19 protein-coding genes are annotated in these 16,276 nt (G+C 73.1%); 14 read left to right on the top strand and 5 right to left on the bottom strand.

What is annotated here, in order from left to right:
- Positions 1-133: 133 nt before the first annotated feature.
- Complete coding sequence (gene coaA / locus BIU97_RS08820) at positions 134-1,078, bottom strand: type I pantothenate kinase (protein ID WP_071259915.1); 945 nt, start codon at positions 1,076-1,078, stop codon at positions 134-136.
- A 105-nt stretch (positions 1,079-1,183) separates the two neighbouring features.
- A complete protein-coding gene (locus tag BIU97_RS08815; protein ID WP_071297482.1) occupies positions 1,184-1,669 on the bottom strand; it encodes a glutathione peroxidase in 486 nt (161 codons plus the stop codon).
- A gap of 70 nt (positions 1,670-1,739) precedes the next feature.
- Here BIU97_RS08815 and glmS point away from each other — a divergent pair, with 70 nt between their 5' ends.
- From glmS to BIU97_RS08775, 8 genes are all read left to right on the top strand, one after another.
- On the top strand, positions 1,740-3,587 hold the full coding sequence (gene glmS / locus BIU97_RS08810) for a glutamine--fructose-6-phosphate transaminase (isomerizing) (protein WP_071259921.1): 1,848 nt from the start codon (positions 1,740-1,742) through the stop codon (positions 3,585-3,587).
- Between the two features lie 5 nt (positions 3,588-3,592).
- Positions 3,593-3,964, top strand: a complete 372-nt coding sequence (locus tag BIU97_RS08805) for a holo-ACP synthase (protein WP_071259926.1) — start codon at positions 3,593-3,595, stop codon at positions 3,962-3,964.
- Positions 3,961-5,064 carry an alanine racemase gene (gene alr / locus BIU97_RS08800; RefSeq protein WP_071259977.1) on the top strand — a complete coding sequence of 368 codons (1,104 nt, stop codon included), beginning with the start codon at positions 3,961-3,963 and terminating at the stop codon, positions 5,062-5,064. Before BIU97_RS08805 ends, alr (BIU97_RS08800) begins: the two co-directional genes overlap by 4 nt.
- On the top strand, positions 5,061-6,227 hold the full coding sequence (gene alr / locus BIU97_RS08795) for an alanine racemase (protein WP_071259980.1): 1,167 nt from the start codon (positions 5,061-5,063) through the stop codon (positions 6,225-6,227). Before alr (BIU97_RS08800) ends, alr (BIU97_RS08795) begins: the two co-directional genes overlap by 4 nt.
- Entirely contained in the window at positions 6,224-6,742 is a 519-nt protein-coding gene (gene tsaE / locus BIU97_RS08790; RefSeq protein WP_254782951.1) for a tRNA (adenosine(37)-N6)-threonylcarbamoyltransferase complex ATPase subunit type 1 TsaE, read from the top strand. The genes alr (BIU97_RS08795) and tsaE overlap by 4 nt, the downstream gene beginning before the upstream one ends.
- Before the next feature lie 11 nt (positions 6,743-6,753).
- A complete protein-coding gene (locus tag BIU97_RS08785) occupies positions 6,754-7,224 on the top strand; it encodes a GNAT family N-acetyltransferase (protein ID WP_139195978.1) in 471 nt (156 codons plus the stop codon).
- 64 nt (positions 7,225-7,288) lie between these two features.
- Complete coding sequence (locus BIU97_RS08780) at positions 7,289-7,897, top strand: NAD(P)H-dependent oxidoreductase (protein ID WP_071259983.1); 609 nt, start codon at positions 7,289-7,291, stop codon at positions 7,895-7,897.
- 37 nt (positions 7,898-7,934) lie between these two features.
- Positions 7,935-8,417, top strand: a complete 483-nt coding sequence (locus tag BIU97_RS08775; RefSeq protein WP_139195977.1) for a hypothetical protein — start codon at positions 7,935-7,937, stop codon at positions 8,415-8,417.
- A gap of 28 nt (positions 8,418-8,445) precedes the next feature.
- Here the strand turns inward: BIU97_RS08775 and BIU97_RS08770 are convergent, their stop codons facing one another.
- Together BIU97_RS08770 and BIU97_RS08765 are read right to left on the bottom strand one after the other, a co-directional pair.
- Complete coding sequence (locus BIU97_RS08770) at positions 8,446-9,567, bottom strand: AI-2E family transporter (RefSeq protein ID WP_071259989.1); 1,122 nt, start codon at positions 9,565-9,567, stop codon at positions 8,446-8,448.
- A 117-nt stretch (positions 9,568-9,684) separates the two neighbouring features.
- Positions 9,685-10,206, bottom strand: a complete 522-nt coding sequence (locus BIU97_RS08765; protein ID WP_139195976.1) for a hypothetical protein — start codon at positions 10,204-10,206, stop codon at positions 9,685-9,687.
- Between the two features lie 98 nt (positions 10,207-10,304).
- Between BIU97_RS08765 and tsaB the strand changes: the two genes are divergently transcribed.
- From tsaB to BIU97_RS08745, 4 genes are all read left to right on the top strand, one after another.
- Positions 10,305-10,940, top strand: coding sequence for a tRNA (adenosine(37)-N6)-threonylcarbamoyltransferase complex dimerization subunit type 1 TsaB (tsaB, locus tag BIU97_RS08760; protein WP_071259995.1), 636 nt, complete (start codon positions 10,305-10,307; stop codon positions 10,938-10,940).
- The gene (gene rimI / locus BIU97_RS08755) at positions 10,937-11,482 is read left to right on the top strand and encodes a ribosomal protein S18-alanine N-acetyltransferase (RefSeq protein WP_071259998.1); all 546 of its coding nucleotides are present in this window, start codon (positions 10,937-10,939) and stop codon (positions 11,480-11,482) included. The genes tsaB and rimI overlap by 4 nt, the downstream gene beginning before the upstream one ends.
- Positions 11,469-12,524, top strand: coding sequence for a tRNA (adenosine(37)-N6)-threonylcarbamoyltransferase complex transferase subunit TsaD (gene tsaD / locus BIU97_RS08750; protein ID WP_071260001.1), 1,056 nt, complete (start codon positions 11,469-11,471; stop codon positions 12,522-12,524). The genes rimI and tsaD overlap by 14 nt, the downstream gene beginning before the upstream one ends.
- Before the next feature lie 103 nt (positions 12,525-12,627).
- Positions 12,628-13,485, top strand: a complete 858-nt coding sequence (locus BIU97_RS08745) for a DUF4190 domain-containing protein (RefSeq protein ID WP_071297481.1) — start codon at positions 12,628-12,630, stop codon at positions 13,483-13,485.
- Between the two features lie 60 nt (positions 13,486-13,545).
- On the opposite strand, the gene BIU97_RS08740 is transcribed toward BIU97_RS08745, so the two are convergent.
- Entirely contained in the window at positions 13,546-14,748 is a 1,203-nt protein-coding gene (locus BIU97_RS08740) for a class I SAM-dependent methyltransferase (RefSeq protein ID WP_071297480.1), read from the bottom strand.
- 160 nt (positions 14,749-14,908) lie between these two features.
- Here BIU97_RS08740 and groES point away from each other — a divergent pair, with 160 nt between their 5' ends.
- A complete protein-coding gene (gene groES / locus BIU97_RS08735; RefSeq protein WP_071260016.1) occupies positions 14,909-15,205 on the top strand; it encodes a co-chaperone GroES in 297 nt (98 codons plus the stop codon).
- A gap of 134 nt (positions 15,206-15,339) precedes the next feature.
- Positions 15,340-16,276 (top strand): EamA family transporter RarD (rarD, locus tag BIU97_RS08730; RefSeq protein WP_071297479.1); only part of this gene is annotated, 937 nt, incomplete at its 3' end.

The following is a 16,276-nucleotide window of genomic DNA, read 5'->3' as shown; positions in this document are numbered from 1 at the left end:
CGAACGGACTTTGGTTGTGCAGGGCGCATCCGAACCGGCACCGGCACCGGCACCGCGCCCGCGCCCCGCTGACCGTGCCGGGGAGCAACCCCACGCCCGCGTCCGCGCGCTCGCGAGCGCACCCCCGCCCGGCCTAGATCTTGCGGAGCAGGACCGAGTTCACCTTGTGGTTGGCGCCCTTCTTCAGCACCAGGGTGGCGCGGGAGCGGGTCGGCAGCACGTTCTCGATGAGGTTCGGCTCGTTGATCGCCCGCCACACCTCGGTCGCCGTGCGCACCGCGTCCTCGCGGGAGAGCGAGGCGAACCGGTGGAAGAAGGAGTCCGGGCTCGCGAAGGCCTCTTCCTGCAGTGCCAGGAAGCGGTCGACGTACCAGGACTCGATGTCCTTGGTCTTCGCGTCGACGTAGATCGTGAAGTCGAACAGGTCGGACAGTGCGAGCCGGCCGTGCACCGGCGGCGCGAGGACGTTCAGCCCCTCGACGATGAGGATGTCGGGCTGTCGCACGACGATCTCGGCGTCCGGCACGATGTCGTAGACCAGGTGCGAGTAGTACGGCGCCCGGACCTCGGTCGCGCCGCTCTTCACCTGGCTGACGAAGCGGAGCAGGGAGCGCCGGTCGTACGACTCCGGGAAGCCCTTCCGGTCCATGATCCCGCGGCGCTCGAGCTCGGCGTTCGGGTACAGGAACCCGTCGGTCGTCACGAGTTCGACTCGCGGGGTGTCCGGCCAGCGCTTCGTCAGCTCGCGGAGCAGTCGCGCGACGGTCGACTTGCCGACGGCGACGGACCCGGCGACCCCGATGACGAACGGCGTCCGGCCGGCGCGGTCACCCAGGAAGGCGGACGTCGACGCGTGCAGGTCACGCGCACCGGCCGCGTACAGGGTCAGCAGGCGCGAGAGCGGCAGGTAGACCTCCTGCACCTCCTGGATGTCGAGCCGGTCGCCGAGACCGCGCAGCTGCACGATCTCGGTCTCGGTGAGCGACAGGTGCTCCCTCGGCGCGAGCTGCGACCAGTCGTCCCGCGGGATCTCCACGAAGGGGGTCGGGTGCGCGACGGCGGTGTCCGGGATCGGCATGGTGACGAGCGTACAGACGGGAGGCCCGGATCACGTGAGCCGACCGGCCCACGTGATCCGGGCCTCCCGTCCGGCGCTCGGTGCGCGTCCGCAGGACGCGGACCGTCAGGCGGGCAGGGCCGCCTCGATGGCGGCGACGACCTCGGGGGCGTCGGGCTTCGTCGTCGGGCGGAAGCGCGACACCGTGCCGTCCGGCGCGACGAGGAACTTCTCGAAGTTCCAGGTGACGCGACCCGCCTTGCCCGACGGGTCCGGCGTCCCCTTCAGCGCCTGGTACAGCGGGTGGGCGCCCTTGCCGTTCACCTTGACCTTCTCGGACATCGGGAACGTCACGCCCCACGTGGTGGAGCAGTACTCGTCGATGGCCTCGGAGGAGCCGAGCTCCTGCAGGAACTGGTTGCTCGGGAACCCCAGGACCGTGAAGCCACGCGGCCCGTACTCCTTCTGGAGCGCCTCGAGCTGCTCGTACTGCGGCGCGAGTCCGCAGCGCGACGCGACGTTCACCACGAGCACCGCCTTGTCGGCGAAGGCGCCGAACGTGGTGTGCTCACCGTGCAGGGTGGTGATGTCGATGTCGTCGAAGCGTCCCATGGTCGAAACGGTATCCCTCTTGTGGCGGGCATGCAGGGGCGGGTCCCAGGCAGACCGTAGGATCGAACCCATGTGTGGAATCGTCGGCTACGTCGGCAGCAACAGCAGTCAGGACGTCCTCCTCGGTGGCCTCCGTCGCCTCGAGTACCGCGGCTACGACTCGGCGGGCATCGCCGTCGTCGACCCGGCCGGAGACCTCGTCTCCGCGAAGAAGGCGGGCAAGCTCCAGGCCCTCGTCGACGAGCTCGAGTCGTCGCCGATCCCCGACGGGACGACCGGCATCGGGCACACCCGCTGGGCGACCCACGGCGGCCCGACGGACGGCAACGCGCACCCGCACCTGGCCGACGGCGACAAGCTCGCGCTCATCCACAACGGCATCATCGAGAACTTCGCCGAGCTCCGCGCCGAGCTGCAGGCCGAGGGCACGACGTTCCGCAGCGAGACCGACTCCGAGGTCGCCGCGCACCTCGTCGGTCGCGCGTACCGGCAGACCGGCGACCTGACCGCCGCCATGCAGCAGGCCGTGCAGCGGCTCGAGGGCGCCTTCACGCTCCTCGTCGTGCACGCCGACCAGCCCGGCGTCGTCGTCGGTGCCCGTCGCAACTCGCCCCTGGTGGTCGGGCTCGGCGACGGCGAGAACTTCATGGGCTCGGACGTCGCGGCGTTCGTCGCCTACACCCAGCGCGCGCTGTCGATCGGGCAGGACGAGATCGCCACGATCCGTCCCGACGGCGTCGACGTCATCCACTTCGACGGCTCCCCGGCCACGCCGAGCGAGTTCGAGGTGAACTGGGACGCCTCCGCCGCCGACAAGGGCGGGTGGTCCTCGTTCATGGCGAAGGAGATCAGCGAGGAGCCCGAGGCCGTCGCGAAGACGATCCTCGGCCGCGTGCACGACGGCGCGGTCACCCTGACCGACCTCGACCCGATCGCCGAGCGCCTGGCGACCGTCGACCGCGTCATCGTGATCGCCTGCGGCACCGCCGCCTACGCCGGCATCCTCGGCAAGTACGCCATCGAGCAGTGGGCCCGCGTGCCGGTCGAGGTCGAGCTCGCCCACGAGTTCCGCTACCGCGACCCGGTGCTCGACGAGCACACGCTCGTGGTGTCGATCAGCCAGTCCGGCGAGACCATGGACACGCTCATGGCCGTCAAGTACGCCCGCGAGCAGGGCGCGCAGGTCCTGTCGATCTGCAACACCCAGGGCGCCACGATCCCGCGCGAGTCCGACGCGGTCATCTACACGCACGCCGGCCCCGAGGTCGCCGTCGCGTCGACCAAGGCGTTCATCGCCCAGGGCGTCGCGCTCTACCTGCTCGGGCTGCACCTCGCCACGCTGCGCGGCACGCTCACGACCGAGCAGATCGCCGAGCAGGTCGCCGAGCTCGAGGGCCTCGCCCCGAAGCTGCAGCAGACCATCGAGGACGCCGCCGGCATCAAGGACCTGGCGCGCTGGATGGCGGACACCCGCAGCGTGCTGTTCCTCGGCCGCCACGTCGGCTACCCGATCGCGCTCGAGGGCGCGCTCAAGCTCAAGGAACTCGCGTACATCCACGCAGAGGGCTTCGCCGCCGGCGAGCTGAAGCACGGCCCGATCGCCCTGATCGAGCCGGGCCAGATCGTCTTCGTCATCGTGCCGTCGCCGCGCGACCCGCGCTCGCTGCACCCGAAGGTCGTGTCGAACATCCAGGAGATCCGCGCCCGCGGCGCCCGGGTGATCGCGATCGCGGAAGAAGGTGACGCCGCCGTGCTGCCCTTCGCCGACGAGGTCCTGCGGATCCCGCTCGCGACGCCGCTGTTCGAGCCGCTGCTCGCCGTGGCACCGCTGCACATGTTCGGCATGGAGCTCGCCGCGGCCAAGGGCCTCGACGTGGACCAGCCGCGCAACCTCGCGAAGTCGGTCACCGTCGAGTAGTCGCGGTGATCATCGGCATCGGGGTCGACGTGGTCGACCTGGAGCGGTTCGAACGGGTGCTGTCGCGGACCCCGGCGATGCGGACGCGGCTGTTCACGCCGTCCGAGCAGGTCCGTGACGGCGAACCGCGGCCGACCGCGTCGCTCGCGGCACGCTTCGCGGCGAAGGAGGCCCTGATCAAGGCCTTCGGCAGCAGTGCGGGGCTCAGCTGGCAGGACCTCGAGGTCGTCTCGGACGACCAGCGGAACCCGTCGCTGACGCTGCACCAGGGCGCGCGGCGGGTGGCGGATGCGCGTGGCGTCACGTCCGTGCACCTGTCGCTCTCGCATGATGGGGGCATCGCGACGGCGTTCGTGGTGCTGGAGGGAACAGAGTGAGTGCGTTCACGGGGGTCACGGTCGACCGAGAGGCCCTGATCGAGAACTACGCGACGATCGCCGAGCAGGTCGCACCGTCCGGGGTGATCGCGGTGGTCAAGGCGAACGGCTACGGCCACGGCGCCCTCGACGCCGCGCGCGCCTTCGTCGACGCCGGCGCCGAGTGGCTCGGCGTCGCCGACCTCGACGAGGCCGTCGCCCTGCGGCAAGGCGGCATCGACGAGGGGGTGCGGATCCTCGCGTGGCTGCACGCCCCCGACGAGGACTTCCGACGGGCCGCGCAGTACGGCATCACGCCCGCGGTCTCGAGCGTCGAGCAGCTGTCCGCCGCCGCCGACTCCGAGGTCCCGGCCGTGCACCTCTGCGTGGACACCGGGTTGAGCCGCAACGGCGCGGTCGAGTCCGAGTGGCCCGAGCTCTTCGCGACGGCGGGGTCCCTCGCCCGCGGCGGCAACCGGACGCGGGTCGAGGGCCTCATGTCGCACCTGTCGAACGCGTCGCGCACCGACGACCTCGACCAGGACGCCGCGCTCCAGCGGGCCCTCGACGGCCTGTCGGCGAACGGCATCGTGCCCGACGTCGTGCACCTCGCCGCGAGTGCCGCGTCGCTTGCCGTGCCGGAGACCCGACGCGACCTGTCCCGTGTCGGCCTCGCGCTGTACGGCCTCAGCCCCTTCCCCGACCGGACCTCGGCCGACCTCGGTCTGCGCCCGGCGATGCGCGTCACCGCCGCGGTGCTCCGCACCGTGCCCGTCAGAGCCGGCGACGGGGTCTCCTACGGCTACACCTGGCGGGCCGGGGCCGACACCCGGCTGGCCGTCATCGGCCTCGGCTACGCGGACGGCTTCGACCGCGACTTCGGCAACCGGGTCTCCGTCCGGATCGGCGACCGCACGTTCCCGGTCGTCGGGCGGGTCGCGATGAACGCCATGCACGTCGACATCGGCGACGCCGACGTCCGCGTCGGCGACGAAGCGGTCCTCTGGGGCGACCCGGCGAACGGCGACCCCGCCGTCGAGGACTGGGCGGCCGCCGTGGGGACGATCAACTACGAGGTGGTCGCCCGCATCGGCCGCAGCGTGGAACGGAGGACGACGTGAGCTCGGCACCGTTGCGGCAGGCCCGCATCGACCTCGACGCCTACCGTGCCAACCTCGACCTGGTCCGCGAGTGGATGGACCCGGTCGACGTCATGGCGATCATGAAGGCCGACGCCTACGGGCACGGCCTCGAACCGATCGCGCTCGCCGCGGTCGACGCCGGCATCCGGTGGATCGGGGTCCTGACGGTCCCCGCGGCCCTGCGCCTGCGGTCGATCGGCGTCGGCGAGGACGTCCACCTGTTCACGTGGCAGCACGACCCGGACCTCGACTTCCGTGACGCGATCGACTCCGCCGTCGACCTCGGCGTCTCGAACGTCGCCGAGCTGCAACGCGTCGTCGACGCCGTCGACCACCGACCGGCCCGGGTGCACCTCGGCGTCGACTCGGGGCTGCACCGCGACGGTGCGACGGCGTCGGACTGGCCGGCGCTCGTCGAGCTCGCCCGCGACGCCCAGCGGGAGGGCCGCATCGAGGTCGTCGCCGCGTACACGCACCTGGCCGAGACCTCCGACCACGAGGACAGCGCCGCGGTCGCGGTGTTCGACGCCGCGGTCGAGATCGCGGAGGACCTCGGGCTCGACATCCCGACGGAGCACGTCGCCGCGTCGCTCGCCGGCCTCGAGCGCAAGGAGTTCCGTAAGGACATGGTGCGGATGGGGGCGAACCTGTTCGGCATCCCCGGCGCGGACGGCGTCTCGGCGGCGGACCTCGGGCTCGAACCCGTGATGACCCTGACGGCGTCGGTCGCCAAGACGAAGCGGGTCCCGGTCGGCACCGGCGTCTCGTACGACTACACGTACCGGACGGCCACCGAGACGACGCTCGCGCTCGTCCCCGTCGGGTACGCGGACGGTGTCCCGCGCCTGGCGCAGGGACGGGTCGAGGTGACGATCAACGGCACGCGCTACCCGATCGCCGGCCGCGTCGCGATGGACCAGTTCCTGGTCGACGTCGGCGACGACGACGTCCGCACCGGTGACACCGTGGTGCTCTTCGGCGCGGGCGCGCACGGCGAGCAGACGGTCCTGGAGTGGGGCGCCGCGCTCGACACCATCGGCGAGGAGATCGTCTGCCGCATCGGCGCGCGCGTGCCGCGCGTCTACGACGGGCACGAGGTCGAGGGGCGCGTCGGCGCCTACCTGCGGGGCGAACGGCCGTGACCGGTCCGGCTCGGGTGCTGCTCGACGTGACCGTCGACGGCACCGCGGCGATGGGGGAGCTCGGCGCACGACTGGCCGCGGTGCTGCGGGCCGGTGACCTGGTCGTGCTGACCGGGCCGCTCGGTGCCGGCAAGACGACCCTGACCCGCGGCCTCGGGGCGGCGCTCGGCGCGCGCGGCCAGGTGTCCAGCCCGACGTTCGTGCTCGCTCGCACCCACCCGACCTCGGCCGGTCCCGACCTCGTGCACGTCGACGCCTACCGGCTGTCGGACCCGGTCGAGCTCGACGACCTCGACCTCGACTGGGACACCTCGATCGTCGTCGTCGAGTGGGGCCGCGGCATGGTCGACGGCATCAGCGACAGCGTGCTCGACGTCGAGATCACGCGGGCGACCGGCGCGGGCGCGACCGACCGCGGGGCCGACGAGGACCTCGATCCCGACGACGTGCCCGACGAGCCGCGCCGGGTCGTCGTCACCGCGACGGGGCCGCGCTGGACGGGCGTCGACCTCTGACCCTGCAGCGCGTGGACACCGGTGCGGTCGACGACCTCCGCGCCTTCCTCGTCGGTGCCGACCTGACCGTCGCCGGGCTCGACCGTGCTGGCCTCGACGCTGCCGGTCTCGAGTCGACCGTCCGGCTGTGGGTCGACCGTGCCGACGACGGCCGCGTGGTCGGCAGCACCGGGTACGAGACGAGCGCCGACGGTGGCCACGTGCTCGTCCGCAGCGTGGCGGTGGCGCCGCACCTGCGGGGGCTCGGCCACGGCACCCGGCTCGCACGCTTCGCCGTCGACCACGCCGCGGCGACGGGCGCGGGACGGGCGTGGCTGTTCTCGCGGCGCTCCGGTCCGTTCTGGCAGTCGCTCGGGTTCAGCCCCGCCGACCGCGACGACCTGGCGGCCGCCCTGGCCGACACGCACCAGGTCCGGTCGTTCCGGCAGACCGGGCAGCTCGCGCACGAGGTCGCCTGGTCCCTCGACCTGACCGCGGTGTGAGCCGGCACGGCCTGGCGGCAGCGGGCGTCCCGGTGCCGCCCAGCCGGCTCCGGGAGGATGCGGTGTGCCGACGCTCATCGTGACCGCCCACCCGGACCCCGACTCGCTCACCCACCACCTCGCGGCTCGACTGCGGGACGCCCTGCCGGCGGGGACGGTCGAGACCGCCGACCTGGCGGCCGAGGGGTTCGACCCGCGCTTCACACTGGCCGACCGGCACACCTACCGGACCGGCACGGACGCCCCGGCCGACGTCGTCGCCGAGCAGCAGCGCATCGACCGCGCCACCGACCTCGTCCTCGTGTTCCCGGTCTGGTGGTGGTCCGTGCCCGCGGTGCTCAAGGGGTGGATCGACCGCGTTTTCGTGAACGGCTGGGCGTTCGACGTCGACCCGGACGGCGGCATCCGTCGAGCGCTCGGACGGCTCACCGTCCACCTGGTGCCGATCGCGGGCGACGACGCCGGCGTGTACGAACGGCACGGGTACGCCGAGGCGCTCCGGACGCAGGTCGAGCACGGGATCGTCGACTTCTGCGGTGCCCGCCGGGGCGCCACCGTGTTCGTGCACGACTCCGAGACCGAGGACGCCGAGGCCCGTGAGCGCGCGCTCGCCGCGGCGGTGGAGGGTGTCCGTCGGGCGGTCGTCGACCGTGCACCGGCCGGCGACCGGTAGCCTCGCAGCAGATCTGGTCAGCGCGAAGGGGGGAACCATGCGCATCGTCCTCGACACCGGCGGCTTCAGCGACGTGGAGGTCGGCACGGTGGACCGTGACGACACCGAGTTGGTGTTCCGGTCGCCCGCAGGAGCGGTCGTGGCACGCCATCCGGTGACCGCCGTCGCCTGTCTGGACGTCCGGGCGACCGGCCCGCAGCCGACGCCGGCGCCGGCCGTCGCCACGACGTCCGGAGCGGACGACCCGGCGTCCCCGCTGGTGGTCCGGGCTGCACCGACCGGCAACCCGCAGGTCGACGCTGCTCGGCTCGACCGGCCCGCCGCCTACGCGCCGTGGACGACGCAGGAGGACACCGGGCTCGAGGCGATGACGGCGGCGGGGATGTCCGTGGCGGACGTCGCGATCGTCCTGCGTCGCCAGGACGGCGGTGTGCGGTCCCGTCTGAAGCACCTTCGCGAGGCAGCGGACGAGGCCGCGACGGGCACGACGTCGCCCACCAGCACGGTCCGCTTCGAGTAGTCGCCGCGTCCCGCGGCCCCGGGTCGGCTCAGCCCACCGGGACCGTCTCGCGACGCTTCTGCCGCCAGGGGGTGGCCGGTGCGTCCTCGCCGTTCCAGACCTGCACGACGCCCCAGCCGGCTGCGATGAGCGGGACCGCGAGCAGCGCACCCGTCACCCCGCCGAGCACGGTGCCCGCCGTCAGCCCGACCAGGATGACGAGGCCGTGCAGTCGCAGGGTCTTCCCCATGAGCACCGGCTGCAGGAAGTTGCCCTCGACCTGGTTGACGAGCACGACGATCGCCACGACGACGACGGCCTTCACCGGGCCGAGCGCGACGAGCGTCACGAGTGCGGCCAGGGTGCCGGCGATCGGGGCGCCGATCATCGGGATGAACGAGGTCACGAAGGCCACCACGGCGAGCGGGATCGTCAGCGGGACGCCGAGCACGGCGAGTCCGCTGCCGATCGCCAGTGCGTCGAAGGCGGCGACGGCGGCGGTCCCGCGCACGTACCCGCCGAGCGTCGTCACCACGCGGTCGCCGATCCGACGGGCGCGGTCGTACTGGTCGCCGGTGAACGGGCGGAGCAGGAACTCCCACAGCGCCGGGCCGTCCTTGAGGAAGAAGAACAGGATGACCGCGGTGAGCACCGCCCCGGTCACGAAGTTCGTCACCGCGGAGATGCCGGCGATCGCCCCGGCTCCGAACCGGGCGCTCGTGACGAAGTCGACGACGCCGGACACCGCGTCCTCGATCTGCCCGTCGGTCACCCGGACGGGCAGCTCGTGCAGCAGGTCCTGCAGTTGTTGCAACCCGTCGACCGCCGAGGCCTGCAGCATCGGCCACTGCCCGGCGAACGTCGAGACGAGCAGCCACAGGACGCCGGCGCCCGCGGCGAGGACGGCCACGAACGCGATCGAGGTCGCGAGCACCGAGGGCACCCCGTGCCGGCGCAGCCAGGCGACCAGGGGGTGCAGCGCCGAGGCGATGATGAGCGCGAGGAGCAGGGGGATCGTGACGAGGCTGAGCGTGGTCGCGGCGGTGACGATCGCGCCGATCACCACGACGATCACGACCGTCTGCATGCACCGCACCGCGAGCCGCCCGTAGGGGTCGGTCCAGGTGCTCGGTCGGACGGACGTGGGCGCGGGGGAGCGGCGCAGGTGCATGGCGGGGTCTTCCGGTTGGTGCCGACGGGACCCGCACGACCGTACCCGTCACGCCCCTCCGGTCGTGTCGATCCGGAACCCCGGGTCAGCAGCCGTGTCCGGCGCGGCGGCCGTCCGTCACCGTGCGGGGTGCTGTGCCACCTCGCGCCGGTCGAGTTCAGCGAGCAGCGTCGCCGTGTTGCGGAGCACCCGCGGGGTGGTCACGACGGTGGCGACGAGCGCCGCGACGAAGAGCGCCGCACCGAACCAGAACACCGGTTGGCCGGTGACGGCGAGCCAGACGGCGAAGGCGGTCGCTGGCACGTAGAAGACCGGCGCGGTCCACCGGAGCGGCCGGTGGAGCCGCTGGCGCGCGAGCAACGCCTGCCGCCATGCTGCGGTGTCCGCGTCCGGCGGCAGCGTGCCGGTCCGCACCGCCCTGCCGAACGCAGGCCGCTGCGCGACGTCGCCGTGTGCGCGCCGGACCCGCCCGACCCACGACCCCATGACGACCCCGAAGAAGGCGCCGGCCACCAGGGAGACCAGTGCTCGCGGTCCGACCCCGAGTTCCGGCATGGTCAGGAAGGTCGACCCGAACCACGCGGCGGCGAACGCGACGCCCACGACGACGCCCGCTGCCCAGACCGGCTTCTGCTGCATCCACCCCATGGCACCGAGCCTGCCACCGGCGCCCGCACGACCGGTGGGAGCGGGACAGCCGAGGAGCTCCCGGCCCCCGCGCCGCCTACGATGGACGGGTGCTGCTCGCGATCGACACCTCCGCCGGGACCTCCGTCGCCGTCGTCGACCCGGCCACCGGCCGGGCGCTCGCGACCCGCGACACCGAGGACAGCCGCCGGCACGCCGAGGTGATCGGCCCGTTCCTCGCCGAGGTGCTGGCCGAGGCCGGCACCACCCCCGCCGACGTCACCGGCGTCGTTGCCGGTACCGGCCCCGGCCCGTTCACCGGCCTGCGCGTCGGCATCGCCGCCGCGCGCACCTTCGCCGCGGCACGCGGCGTCCCCGTCCTGCCGCTCGTCAGCCACGACGCGGTCGCCGCCGACGAGCGCGACGGCCGGCGCGACGGCCCGTTCGTCGTCCTGACGGACGCCCGCCGCCGCGAGGTCTACTGGAGCGCGTACGACCAGACCGGCACGCGGGTTGCGGGTCCGGGTCTCGCCAGGCCCGCCGATCTCGACGAGGCGATCCGGGCCTCCCGGCCCGACGCGGTGGGCTGGGACCGCGTGACGGCCCTGTCCGTCCCGGCCTGGAGGCTCGGGGCGCTCGCCGCGGACCGGCTCGCGTCCGGCGCGGGGTTCGACCAGGACACGGCCCTGTACCTGCGCGACCCCGACGTGACCGTGCCGGGTGCGCCGAAGCGGGTCAAGCAGTGACCCTGCCGGACGGGCTCCGCCTGCGGCGGGCGCACCCGCAGGACCTCGACGACATCATGTGGCTCGAGCACGCCTCGTTCCCGACGGACGCCTGGTCGGCGTCGCAGATGTCGGGCGAGCTGTACTCGCCGCACGGGTACTACGTCGTGGTCGAGACGGCCGACGACACGTCCGCGCCGCTCGTCGTCGGGTACGCCGGGCTCTCCTCGCTCGCGGGCAACCCGGTCGCCGACGTGCAGACCATCGCCGTCGCTGCAGACCAGCGCGGCAAGGGCCTCGGGCGGGTGCTGTTCACGGAGCTCCTCGACGAGGCCCGTCGCCGCGGTGTGCGCGAGGTGTTCCTCGAGGTGCGCGCGGACAACCCCGTGGCGCAGGCGATGTACACGGCGTTCGGGTTCGAGCACATCGCGACCCGGCCCCGCTACTACCAGCCGGACGGCGTCGACGCGTGGGTGATGCGCGCGGACCTGCCCGGCCCGGACGACGAGCGGTCGTCGGGCGTCGGACCCATCGGACAGGAGGCCCTCGGTGAGCGCGACTGAACCACTGGTGCTCGGCATCGAGACGAGCTGCGACGAGACCGGCGTCGGCATCGTGCGGGGGAGCACCCTGCTGGCGAACGTCATCGCGTCGAGCATGGACGAGCACGCCCGGTACGGCGGCGTCGTGCCCGAGGTCGCGGCACGCGCGCACCTCGAGGCCATGACCCCGACCCTGCACGAGGCACTCGACCGCGCCGGCGTGACCCTCGACGAACTCGACGCCGTCGCCGTCACCGCGGGGCCCGGGCTGGCGGGGGCGCTCATGGTCGGGGTGGGGGCCGCGAAGGCGCTCGCCGTGGCGACGGGCAAGCCGCTCTACGGGGTCAACCACCTGGTCGGCCACGTCGGTGCCGACGTGCTGCGCTCGGACGGGTCCGAGATCGAGCTGCCGACGGTGGCGCTGCTGGTGTCCGGCGGGCACACCTCGCTGCTCCTCGTGCGGGACCTGGTCGGCGACGTCGAGCTGCTCGGCGAGACGATCGACGACGCTGCGGGCGAGGCGTTCGACAAGGTCGCCCGGTTGCTCGGGCTGCCGTACCCGGGCGGCCCGCAGATCGACCGTGCCGCGGCGGAGGGCGACCCGACGGCGATCCGGTTCCCCCGCGGCCTGACGCTGCCGAAGGACATGGCGGCGCACCGGTACGACTTCTCGTTCTCGGGGCTGAAGACCGCCGTCGCGCGCTGGGTCGAGCGCTGCCGCGACGAGGGGCGCGAGGTGCCGGTGGCCGACGTCGCCGCGAGCTTCCGCGAGGCCGTCGTCGACGTCCTGCTCACGAAGGCGCTGCACGCCTGCCGCGACACCGGCGTGGACCGGCTGCTGCTCGGTGGCGGCGTCGTCGCGAACGCCCGGCTGCGCCAGGTCGCCGAGGAGCGCTGCGCGGCCGCCGGGGTGGCGCTGCGGATCCCGCCGTTCGACCTGTGCACGGACAACGGCGCGATGATCGCCGCGGTGGGGGCACGACTCGTGGCCGAGGGGCACGCACCGAGCGACCTCGGACTCGCGGCCGACTCGACGCTGCCGGTGACGACCGTCCAGGTCTGATCCGACCCGTCCCGCTCCGCCCGGTCCGGTCAGGTCGGTGTTCGGGCGCCTGTGGCAGGATTCACACGGCGTCGGAGGTACCGGGCGCCGAGAGGGGATCGCGGTGTCCGATCAGAACGAGTGGCCGAAGCCGGGCGAGACGACGACGGGTGGTGCGTCGACCGGTCAGCCGGACGGCTCGCCCGCTCCGGACGCCCCGCAGGCCCCAGACGCCCCCGCGGCGCCGTCGGCTCCCGAGCCGCCGCAGCACGGCGGACCGAACCCGTACGCGGCGCCGCAGCAGCAGGGCAACCCGTACGCCGCGCCCCAGCAGCCCGACCCCTACGGTCAGCAGCAGAACCCGTACGCGGCCCCGCAGCAACAGAGCAACCCGTACGCGGCCCCGCAGCAGCAGAACCCGTACGCGGCCCCGCAGCAGCAGAGCAACCCGTACGGCGCGCCCCAGCAGCAGAGCCCGTACGCGGCGCCGCAGCAGCCGTCGTACGGCCGACCGCAGCCGGGCGTGCAGAACCCGTACGCGCAGCAGCCGCAGCAGGGCGGCCAGGACCCGTACGCGGCGCAGCAGCCGTACGGCGGCGCGCAGTACGGCGGAACCCAGTACGGCAGCACCCCCTACGGGGCGAACCCGTACGCCGCGAGCGGGTACCAGCCGTACGCGCAGCGCCCGAAGACGAACACCCCGGCGATCCTGTCCATCGTCTTCGGCCTGGCGGCGATCCCGTTCTGGTTCATCGCGATCCTGCTCGGCCCGGCCGGGGCGATCCTCGGCCACGTCGCCCTCGGCAAGATGAAGCAGAACGGCGAGTCGGGCCGCGGTCTGGCACTCACCGGCATCATCGCCGGCTGGGTGATGACGGGTGTCTGGATCCTCTGGATCCTGGCCCTGGTCGCCACGTTCGGGAACGGCTCGCCGTCGACGCCCTACGACTACGACTCGGGGACCGGCGCCTTCATCGGCTGATCCCGACCGACCGGCGTCGCGCCGCCACGGCGGGCTGGCTCCGGCCGGCGTCGCAGCGCGTCAGGCGGCCGCGTCGCCGAGCCGTTCGCACAGGACGGCGGTGTGCCGGCCCTCCAGTCGGGTGAGCACGAGCGTCACACGACCGGTCCCGCGCAGCCGCAGCCGCTTGCGGAACTGCGCCGGGTCGACGTCGACGCCGCGCTTCTTGATCTCGACCGTGCCGATGCCGTCGGCCGCGAGCCGGGCCGACAGACGCTTGACGTCGAGCGGCATCGTGTCGAGGACCCGGAAGCCCTGGGCGAAGGGCGTCGTCACGGCCCGGTCCGAGGTCACGTAGGCGATGCCGTCGGAGAGCATGTGCCCGTCGAGCCCACGGGCGAGGTCGCCGATCAGCCGGGCGCGGATGACGGCGCCGTCCGGCTCGTACAGGTAGGCGCCGAGCGGACCGACCTCGGCGTCCTCGGCGTCGGCTGCCCCGGTCATCTCGGCGATGCCGTGCGCGCCGACGACCGTGGCCGCCCGGCGGACGTCCGGTCTCGCCAGGGGGCCGAACCACAGGGCGAGTTCGACGACCTCGCGGTCGACGGACGTCCACTGCGCCTCGGCGGTGTCCGGGATGAGGTCGCGGTCGATCCCCGGGCCGAGCTTCACGCCCGTCGGGGTCGTCGTGGCGGCGGCGAACACGGCGTCGAGCGACGGCGACCAGTCGTCCGGGTCGGCGAGCCGCCGGGTGTCCGAGTGGCCGCTCGTGCGGCGGGCGGGGTCCATCCACACCCCGTCGACCGACGACACGTCGAACGCGGCGGCGTCGCCGAGCTGCACGCGGGCGTTCGGCCACGGCGCGAGGTTGTGCGTCGCGACGGCCGCGGTCACCTCGTCGCGGTCGACGGCCGTCACGTCGAGGTCGAGGGCCGCCATCGCGAGCGCGTCGCCGCCGATGCCGCAGCCCAGGTCGGCGACACGGGTCAGGCCGGCTGCGGCAAAGCGTCCGGCGTGCTGCGCGGCGACCTGCAGCCGGGTCGCCTGCTCGAGTCCGGCCTCGGTGAACAGCATGCGTCCGGCGAAGTCGCCGAACTTGCCGCGGGCCTTCTGCCGCAGCTTCGCCTGGGTGAGGACCGCCGCGACGAGTCGGGGGTCGTGTCCCTCGGCCCGGAGCCGCGAGACCACCCGGACGATCTCGCCGCCGTCGGACACCGCGGGGGTACGGTCGAGCAGGGCCATCCCGTCGGGGGTCAGCAGTGCGGTGAGTTCGGCGGCGTCCATCCCCCGATCCTCCCAGGTGCTGGGTGTTCTCCCGACGTGCTGGCACTCGGATTGACCGAGTGCCAGACGGCCCCTAGAGTTGGCGTTGGCACTCTCCTGTGCGTAGTGCCAACCCGGTTTTCATCTGTACCGAGTCCGTACCGAGAAAGAAGAGGTCACCGTGGCCGTCAGCATCAAGCCGCTCGAGGATCGCATCGTCATCCGCCAGGTCGAGGCGGAGCAGACCACCGCTTCCGGTCTGGTCATCCCCGACACCGCGAAGGAGAAGCCCCAGGAGGGCGAGGTCGTCGCCGTGGGTCCGGGTCGCATCGACGACAACGGCAACCGCGTGCCGCTCGACGTCGCCGTGGGCGACAAGGTCATCTACTCCAAGTACGGCGGCACCGAGGTCAAGTACTCGGGCGAGGACCTGCTGGTCCTGTCGGCCCGCGACGTCCTCGCGGTCGTCGTCAGCTGAGTCCAGTACTCCTCGAGAACGCCCCGTTCGGCTCCGGCCGGCGGGGCGTTCTCGCGTCCGGCGCGTGGTCGCGCGGTCGGACGGGAGGCCCGGTGCCCGCCCGGTGCGTCGGTGGCGGTTCCTAGGATGGTTCCGTGAGTGAACCGAGTCCGGTGCGTCCGGCCCGCGACCAGGCGACCGTCGGCGTCGTGCAGGCAGTGGTCGCGTACGGCCTGTGGGGCCTGATGCCCCTGCTCTTCGCGGCGATGGCCCCCGCCGGCGCGTTCGAGATCGTCGCCTGGCGCATCGTGTTCGGGCTCGTCTTCTGCGCCGTCGCGATCGCCGTGACCCGGTCCTGGCGACGGACCCGCTCGCTCGTCGCGCAGCGTCGGGTGATGCTCGTGATGGGGCTCGCAGCCGTGCTCATCCTGGTCAACTGGACGGTCTACGTGCTGGCGACCACGACCGGCCACACCGTCGAGGCGGCGCTCGGCTACTTCATCAACCCGCTCGTCACGATCGCCCTCGGGGTCGTCGTCCTGCGCGAACGCCTGCGGCCGGCGCAGTGGGCGGCGGTGGGGATCAGCGTCGTCGCCGTGGTGGTCATCGCGATCGGCTACGGCCGCATGCCGTGGATCTCGCTCGTCCTGGCCGCGTCGTTCGGCACGTACGCGCTCGTGAAGAAGCGGGTCGGCGGCTCGGTCGACGCCCTGAGCGGGCTGACGATCGAGACGCTCTGGCTGCTGCCGCTCGCGGTCGGTGCGCTCGTCGTGCTCGGGGTCACCGGGCTGGGTGGTGGGCTGACCATGGGCAGCGCCGGGTGGGGGCACGTGCTCGTCACGGTGCTGACCGGACCGGCGACGGCGATCCCGCTGCTGCTCTTCGCGTCGTCGGCACGGCGGGTGAGCCTGTCGACCCTCGGTCTGACGCAGTACCTCGCGCCGGTCCTGCAGCTGCTCGTCGGCGTGGTCGTGCAGCACGAGCCGATGCCCGCCGCCCGGTGGGCCGGGTTCGCGATCGTGTGGTTCGCACTCGTGGTGCTCACCGTGGACTCCTTCACGGCCGCCCGGGCGTCGCGGCGCCGGGCGCTCG

The organism is Curtobacterium sp. MCBA15_009 (assembly GCF_001864895.1).
Lineage (GTDB): Bacteria > Actinomycetota > Actinomycetes > Actinomycetales > Microbacteriaceae > Curtobacterium.
The sequence above is the reverse complement of the archived record's forward strand: the minus strand, read 5'-3'. Positions and strand labels throughout refer to the sequence as shown.

Excerpts from the sequence above, each read along its gene's own strand:
- coaA (WP_071259915.1), bottom strand. The coding sequence starts at position 1,078 with ATGCCGATCCCGGACACCGCCGTCGCGCACCCGACCCCCTTCGTGGAG.
- BIU97_RS08815 (WP_071297482.1), bottom strand. The coding sequence starts at position 1,669 with ATGGGACGCTTCGACGACATCGACATCACCACCCTGCACGGTGAGCAC.
- glmS (WP_071259921.1), top strand. The coding sequence starts at position 1,740 with ATGTGTGGAATCGTCGGCTACGTCGGCAGCAACAGCAGTCAGGACGTC.
- BIU97_RS08775 (WP_139195977.1), top strand. The coding sequence starts at position 7,935 with ATGCGCATCGTCCTCGACACCGGCGGCTTCAGCGACGTGGAGGTCGGC.
- BIU97_RS08770 (WP_071259989.1), bottom strand. The coding sequence starts at position 9,567 with ATGCACCTGCGCCGCTCCCCCGCGCCCACGTCCGTCCGACCGAGCACC.
- BIU97_RS08765 (WP_139195976.1), bottom strand. The coding sequence starts at position 10,206 with ATGCAGCAGAAGCCGGTCTGGGCAGCGGGCGTCGTCGTGGGCGTCGCG.
- BIU97_RS08740 (WP_071297480.1), bottom strand. The coding sequence starts at position 14,748 with ATGGACGCCGCCGAACTCACCGCACTGCTGACCCCCGACGGGATGGCC.